This is a genomic window from Prosthecobacter sp. (genome assembly GCF_049294395.1).
In the GTDB taxonomy this organism is placed as follows: domain Bacteria; phylum Verrucomicrobiota; class Verrucomicrobiia; order Verrucomicrobiales; family Verrucomicrobiaceae; genus Prosthecobacter.
On sequence record NZ_JBAQCR010000054.1, the window covers coordinates 22,190 to 28,525 of the forward strand.

Genomic DNA, 6,336 nt, shown 5'->3' on the forward strand with positions numbered 1-6,336 from the left:
GGCCGCCCTTCTAGGCTACCTTCTCGGCCTCAGTCATCGACTCCCCACATCTCGGCCTGACCTTCCAAGCAAGGATCTCGCATCTTCGTCAGCGATGAAGTCAGGAACGGAACTAGTGCCGCTCAAGGGGGGAAGCTACTCCATGGGGGACCCCTTGGGTGAATTGAAGGATGCACGGCCTCATCAGGTCACTCTGGCGCCGTTCATGATTGCCAGACATGAGGTCACCTTGGAGCTATGGGACAGCGTCATGATTTGGGGACGGGAGCATGGCTATCCAGATCTCCCTGCTGGCAACGGCAAAAGGCACAACCACCCTGTCTATGGCATCTCCTGGGGCGACGCTGTGAAATGGTGCAACGCGCTCAGCGAAAAAGAAGGCCTCACGCCTTGCTACTATACCGGAACCACCGGGCAGAACGTCGCACGCAAAGACAGGGTGGACATCGGCAACCAGCATGTCAACTGGGAGGCCAATGGTTACCGCCTGCCCACGGAGGCTGAATGGGAGTTTGCCGCCCGTGGGGGCCTCGCAGACAAACGTTTCCCCTTGGGCAATGAGATCACCCATGAGCAGGCCAACTACCATGGATCACCCCTCATCGAGTATGACAAAAGTCAGCGTGAAGGAACTGTACCTGCTCTGATGAGCAGCAAACCCTACACCGCTGCCATTGGCAGTTTTCAGCCCAACGGATTCGGTCTTTATGACATGGCAGGCAACGTGTCCGAGTGGTGCTGGGATTTCTACGATCCAAGCTACGGGGCTCCAGAGCCACAGCTGAAAAATCCCCATGGTCCTGACAAGGGCCAAAACTGCGTCGTCAGAGGTGGCAGCTGGCGGCATACGGCCGCTGAAGCCCGCTGCGCGAGTCGTTTCAGCCTGCCTGGAGATCTTCCAGCAGCTCATGTCGGCTTTCGGGTCGTTCGCTGCCGCTGAGACGCCTGTCGTATGCAACAGGTCACTATTTGCCCCCTCACCTCCTGAATCGGCCGAGCGCCCATGATCTTCAGGGAACCACCGATGCGAAATTCTGCGTGGCATAGACATGAAATTTCGGACAGGTGCAGGCATGCACGCCGCAGCCTAAAAAGAGGAGATTGCGGTTCAGAATGTTTGCCCGGTGGCCCGGAGAGTTCATCCACAACTTCACCATCTCATCTGCAAAGGCGAGGTAGGTGAGGCCGTTCGTGGTGCGCATGGCGATGTTTTCAGCGCGCTCGCCACTTTTCAGGCCCTTGGCCTCCATGCGCTGCCAGGCGGTGCGTTTGGAGGGATCATTCGGATTCTCGTGAGAAATGAAATTCTCCAAGGCCATGTCCCGCGAGTGCTCATAGGCACACGCCGCCAGCGCACGTGAAGTTTGGAAAATCGGCAACTTTTGCTTCTCCCGCTCCGCGTTGGTGGCAAAGAAAACCGCCGCGTTGAGCAGGCCAACATCCATCTTGGCATGATCCATTACCCTCATCGCAGGTGCATACATGCGAAAAGTGGCAGGATTAAATCGCTCATAGTCAGCAAACGTCCAAGCCGCAGGCTGCACCGTGTCCTCAGCACCCAGCGACAGCGTTAAAAGAAGCAAGAGCGAGATCAAGCGCATCAAGGCTGAAGAAAGTCAGAAGTGTCCTGAAGGCAACTGGATGAAACCTTCTTGCTTAGAACCCGGTGAAATTCAAAGTACGATGTCACGGGGACAGCCGCGCGGCATCATCACCTCTCCTCCACCCAGCCCGGAGCCGGATAGCTGCCGAGAATCTTCACCTGAACAGCGATGCCTTCGACTTCAAGAGCGGTGATAGCCTGCTGCAGCGTGGCATCGGAATGATGACCGCTGATTTCGAGGAAAAAGCGGGCCTGCGCGCCGCTGGTGGTGGGGCGGTTCTCGATCTGCCGGACGTTGACGTTCCGTGAGGCAAAGACCTGCAGGACTTCCATGAGCGCTCCCACTCGATCCTTGGAATGGATCATGAGCATCGTGTTGTCATTGCCTGATGGAGGGCCGGAGCGGCGCCCCAGGATGATGAAACGAGTCTGGGTCGCGTATTCACGCGGCGAGGTGGCGATGACGCGCAGATCGTGCAGTTCAGCGCTCAAAGGCGTACCGAGAGCCGCCACAGTGGGATTCTGCGCCGCTAGCGTGGCTGCAGCGCTGGAACTCGCCGACTCGATCAGTTGTGCGCCAGGGAAGCTCTGCATGAGCCAGGGACGGCAATGGGCGAGCATCTGCGCCCGTCCATGGATCTCAGTGATGGTGCTGTTCGGTCCCTGCGCCATGACGGCGGCATCGGCCTTCCACAAAATTTCGGCATAGATCTGCAGCGCGCTGTCGGCCAGATGGTCCAGCGTGTGATGCACCGCGCCTTCCGTCGAATGCTCAATGGGCAGCACGCCGTAGTCTGCGGTCTGCGCGGCCACTCGGCCAAAGACGCCTTCGGTGCTGGCCTCAGCGAGGTATTCGACGCAGTGGCCAAACTTGTTCACCGCCGCCTGATGCGTCCAGGAGCCCGTGGGGCCGAGGTAGGCGATTTTGAGGCTGTCCTCCAAAGCGAGCGCGGCGCTCATGATTTCGCGGTAGATCGCACGGATCGCCCGCTCAGTGAGACGGCCGTTTTGCGCGCGGTTGATCTCCGCCAGTTTGCGCAGCAGTTTGTCTTCGCGGCCCGGCACATAGATGTCCAGGTCGTCCTTGCGTTTGATCTCGCCAACGGCGTGCACCAGTTCGGCACGCTCGTTGAGCAAACGCAGCAGCTGCTGATCGATGCTATCGATCTTGTTGCGGACTTCTTCGAGGGACATGGACCGCAGGAGAAAAAAGGTTAGGACTCGTCCGCCGCAGGCGTGACGGGAGCCAGGGAGAGCTGGTGCTCCTGCGGGTGCTCGGCAGCCGCCGCACTTTCTTCGGCGGTCGGCAGTTTCACCCGGCGAAGCTCGGACGCGTTGGGCATGTCATCGAGACTGCGCACGCCGAAATGGTCAAGGAAAGCCTCCGTGGTGCCATACAGCAGTGGACGGCCCGGCAGATCGGCCCGGCCTTCGATTTTCATCAACCCGCGGTCGATGAGCTGTTGCACCATCGCATCCACCGAAACACCGCGCACAGCTTCAATGCCGGCTTTCGTGATCGGCTGGCGGTAGGCCACGATGGCGAGTGTCTCCAGAGCGGGCTGGCTCAGGCGCTGCACTTTTTTACCGGGATAAAGCGCCCGGCACCACTCGGCATACTCGCCACGGGCGGCGATTCGCCAGCCGTTTGCACGCTCAACGAGGGTGAAGGCATGCTTTTCTGCGGCGTAGCGGGCGATCAATTCATCCAAACTCGCCCGCACCTGCTCCTCGGTCGTAGCCGCCAATGGGGCCACCCACTCGGGGATCTGGATCGGACTGCCTTCGGCAAGCGGCTCGCTGGCGGCATCACAAATGTCCTTGGCCGTCTCTTTGACGGCGGCACACATCTGCGGCACACCCAGGGGCTCCTGGGTGGCAAAAAGAAGAGCTTCGACGATCGAGATCAGTTCCATGGCGCGGACAGGCAATCTCAAGCGAGCCAGAGGGGAGAGTCAAGCCATGCCTTAGCCTTGACACTGCCGCCAAGCCCGCTCTCTCATGCGCGCATGGCCCTGCGTCTCGATACTGCCGTCATCCGTGGCGAAATCGACAACACCACCCGCGACAACGTGCGTGGCAAGCTCTGGCTGGTCGGTCGGGAAGATCCCGTCATCATTGACCTGAGAGGAAATGCTTGGCGCGACGTCGCCGGCTGCAAAATAACTTTCACCAATCCCACCCCCTCGCCGGGGCCCGCCTCGGCCTTACAGCCGAAGCAAAAGGGCCATGTCGGCGATATCACCACTTCCCACAAAGAGGAGCTCGAGAGCGCTAATGCACTCTACATCGAATGGTTCTCCGAGGAAAACGGGCGTGTATTCATCGAGGGCACGGATTTTGAGATCAGTATCTCCGCATGGGTCTGGGAAATGGACGAGGCGGAGGAAGAAGCGCAAAAAATGAGCAACCTCCAAGCCATGCGGGAATGGCTGGCCGGCATCATCCAACGCCCCGAACCGAGGGATGATGACGATGAGGAGTTCGATGCCAGTGAGGAATCCTGGGAAGACTCACTCAAGCAGTCTGATCGCCTCACCGATGCAAACATGGAGGCGATCGAAAAATACGGTATCGATGGCCTGCATGATGACCGCATCGCGTTTGTCATGGGCTGGGATCACATGCTGGAGGGCAGCCGCGGACGCGAACGAGGAGACGACGATGACAAGGGTGAAAACTGGAAGGAAGGCCATGATGGCATGCCGGAATTGGACGGGATCGAGATGGAACTCGATGACCAAGCCTTCTCCGACTACCTAGAAGAGGAGAGCGAGCGTGAAGCCCATCCGCTGCAAACCATGGCCCATGACTTCGTCCTGCGGCTTCTGACCGAGATCAAAGAGGAACGCGCAGAAAACGCCGCAGAGAGCGATGGCAGCACAGCGCTCGACCGTTTCATCCGCAACTCGATGAACATCAGCGGCAAGCTGGCAGGAGCACTCGGCACGCAGGATTTTGGCGGCTCATTCCAAACCGGCCACACGCTCGCCATTCTACGCCGCTGCCTCAACTGGGCAAACGACGCCTTCGCTGCATTGAACGAACTGATGGAAGCCCCCGAGTGGAAGGACCGGCAAGATTTGCTCAACGACTTCTGAGCCGAACTCTTCGCCATTCGTGACGGCATCAACGATCTGCGCAAACAACTGCGCGCTGAGTAGCCACGGGGCTACTTCCGCAGGGATTTCCAAGGCTCTTCTTCACTATGATCGACGAGGCCGGGCTCATCCGCCTTGGCTGGAGAAAGAATGGCCAGGAAGACGAGCATTTCTTCGCCCACGTTCCACGTGCCGTGGATTTCTCCCATGGGAATAAAAGCCGTGTCACCAGGGCCGAGGATTTTCTTTTGCTGGCCTACCCATTGTTCGGCCTTGCCCGAAAGGATGTAGATCATCTCCTCCCGGGTGGGGTGTGAGTGAAAGGGGTGGCTGCGCCCCGGCTCCATGTTGGCCCGCACCATCATGAGGTGCTCGTTGTTCACGATGTCGCTGCGGCAGATCCACTCCTCCAGTGTCCACGGAGAGAGGTGGTCGATTTTTTCGGCAGCGGTGACGAAACGGCGGTTGGCGATGGCTTCGGACATGGTGGGCGGATGCTAGCGTGATGAAATCACCCCGGCAAGCCGGGCGATGCACCTGTGACTATCCGTTTTGCCACTTCTCAATACGTGAACAAATCCTTCACCACCCAGGGACGCTCGATCTCCACGCCCTTCTGCTTGAGGAGGAGGTTCAGAGCGTCCGCCATGCGCTGTTTCATGTGCTTGGTCAGGCGGCGGCCTTTGCGGGCGCGCTGCACGGCTTTGTGGGTCATAGGCTCCGTACTGGCTGCCACCAAGGCGTGATTTTCCAGTTCATGCTCGGTCATGATCCCGTCCAGAGGCTGCACGCCCATGTTGCGCTCGATTTCGTCTTGTCCCATGATCACCCTCTCATTCCGCAAACCGTCATCTGCAATCTGAATTCCAGCCATGCGCATCCTTCTCACCACCACCAGCTATCAGGACACCCCCGGCGACCACCACGAACTGCTCGCAGCGCAAGGCTACGAAGTACACCGTGAACGCGGCCCCCTGCCGGAGAAACGCATGCTGGAACTCGCGGGCGAATTTGACGCATTCCTGTGCGGCGACGACGAAATCACCCGCGCCGTTTTGGACAAATCCCTGCCACGCCTGCGGGTGATCTCGAAATACGGCATCGGTTTGGACAAAATCGACGTGGCGGCCTGCACGGAGAAAAAGCTGCCTGTCCTTTTCACCCCCGGCGTGAATCACACCACCGTGGCCGAACACACCTTCTGCCTGCTGCTCGCCATGGTGCGCAATCTCGTCGATTCCGCCAACTCCGTCCGCAACGGCCAATGGAAGCGTGTCACCGGCCATGAAATCTGGAACAAGACCATCGGCATCGTCGGTCTGGGCCGCATTGGCCAGGAAGTGGCGAAACGTGCCACTGCCTTCGGCATGAACATTCACGCCATGGATCTGCCGCAGTACTGGCCCAAGGCTTTCGCAGACGTTCACGGCATCACCCAGCACGAAGAAATCGAAACGATGCTCCCCCACATCGATGTGCTGAGCCTGCACGCAAACCTGAGTGAGAGCACCCGCAACCTCATCAACGCCGAACGCTTGAAGCTCGCGAAGCCCGAACTGCTCGTCGTGAACACCTCGCGCGCCGAACTCGTCCACATGGCCGACATGATCGCCGCGCTGGATGCCGGCAAAG

General features: G+C 59.2%; 8 protein-coding genes. 3 read left to right on the plus strand and 5 right to left on the minus strand.

Features of this window, described 5'->3' with window-relative positions:
- Positions 1 to 94 precede the first annotated feature (94 nt).
- Entirely contained in the window at positions 95 to 940 is an 846-nt protein-coding gene (locus WAW39_RS03890; RefSeq protein ID WP_422315973.1) for a formylglycine-generating enzyme family protein, read from the plus strand.
- A gap of 70 nt (positions 941 to 1,010) precedes the next feature.
- Here WAW39_RS03890 and WAW39_RS03895 read toward each other — a convergent pair whose 3' ends face one another.
- From WAW39_RS03895 to scpB, 3 genes are all read right to left on the minus strand, one after another.
- The gene (locus WAW39_RS03895; protein ID WP_422315975.1) at positions 1,011 to 1,583 is read right to left on the minus strand and encodes a CAP domain-containing protein; all 573 of its coding nucleotides are present in this window, start codon (positions 1,581 to 1,583) and stop codon (positions 1,011 to 1,013) included.
- Between the two features lie 128 nt (positions 1,584 to 1,711).
- Positions 1,712 to 2,797 (minus strand): chorismate mutase, encoded by a 1,086-nt coding sequence (gene pheA / locus WAW39_RS03900; protein WP_422315977.1) that lies wholly within the window; start codon positions 2,795 to 2,797, stop codon positions 1,712 to 1,714.
- Between the two features lie 20 nt (positions 2,798 to 2,817).
- Positions 2,818 to 3,519, minus strand: coding sequence for an SMC-Scp complex subunit ScpB (gene scpB, locus WAW39_RS03905; protein ID WP_422315979.1), 702 nt, complete (start codon positions 3,517 to 3,519; stop codon positions 2,818 to 2,820).
- 93 nt (positions 3,520 to 3,612) lie between these two features.
- Here scpB and WAW39_RS03910 point away from each other — a divergent pair, with 93 nt between their 5' ends.
- The gene (locus WAW39_RS03910; protein WP_422315981.1) at positions 3,613 to 4,704 is read left to right on the plus strand and encodes a hypothetical protein; all 1,092 of its coding nucleotides are present in this window, start codon (positions 3,613 to 3,615) and stop codon (positions 4,702 to 4,704) included.
- Positions 4,705 to 4,775: 71 nt separating this feature from the next.
- Here WAW39_RS03910 and WAW39_RS03915 read toward each other — a convergent pair whose 3' ends face one another.
- Positions 4,776 to 5,189 carry a cupin domain-containing protein gene (locus WAW39_RS03915; RefSeq protein WP_422315983.1) on the minus strand — a complete coding sequence of 138 codons (414 nt, stop codon included), beginning with the start codon at positions 5,187 to 5,189 and terminating at the stop codon, positions 4,776 to 4,778.
- Positions 5,190 to 5,266: 77 nt separating this feature from the next.
- Positions 5,267 to 5,527, minus strand: coding sequence for a hypothetical protein (locus WAW39_RS03920; protein WP_422315985.1), 261 nt, complete (start codon positions 5,525 to 5,527; stop codon positions 5,267 to 5,269).
- Between the two features lie 49 nt (positions 5,528 to 5,576).
- Between WAW39_RS03920 and WAW39_RS03925 the strand changes: the two genes are divergently transcribed.
- Positions 5,577 to 6,336, plus strand: a 760-nt coding sequence (locus WAW39_RS03925; RefSeq protein ID WP_422315987.1) for an NAD(P)-dependent oxidoreductase, incomplete at its 3' end; no start/stop codon positions are given.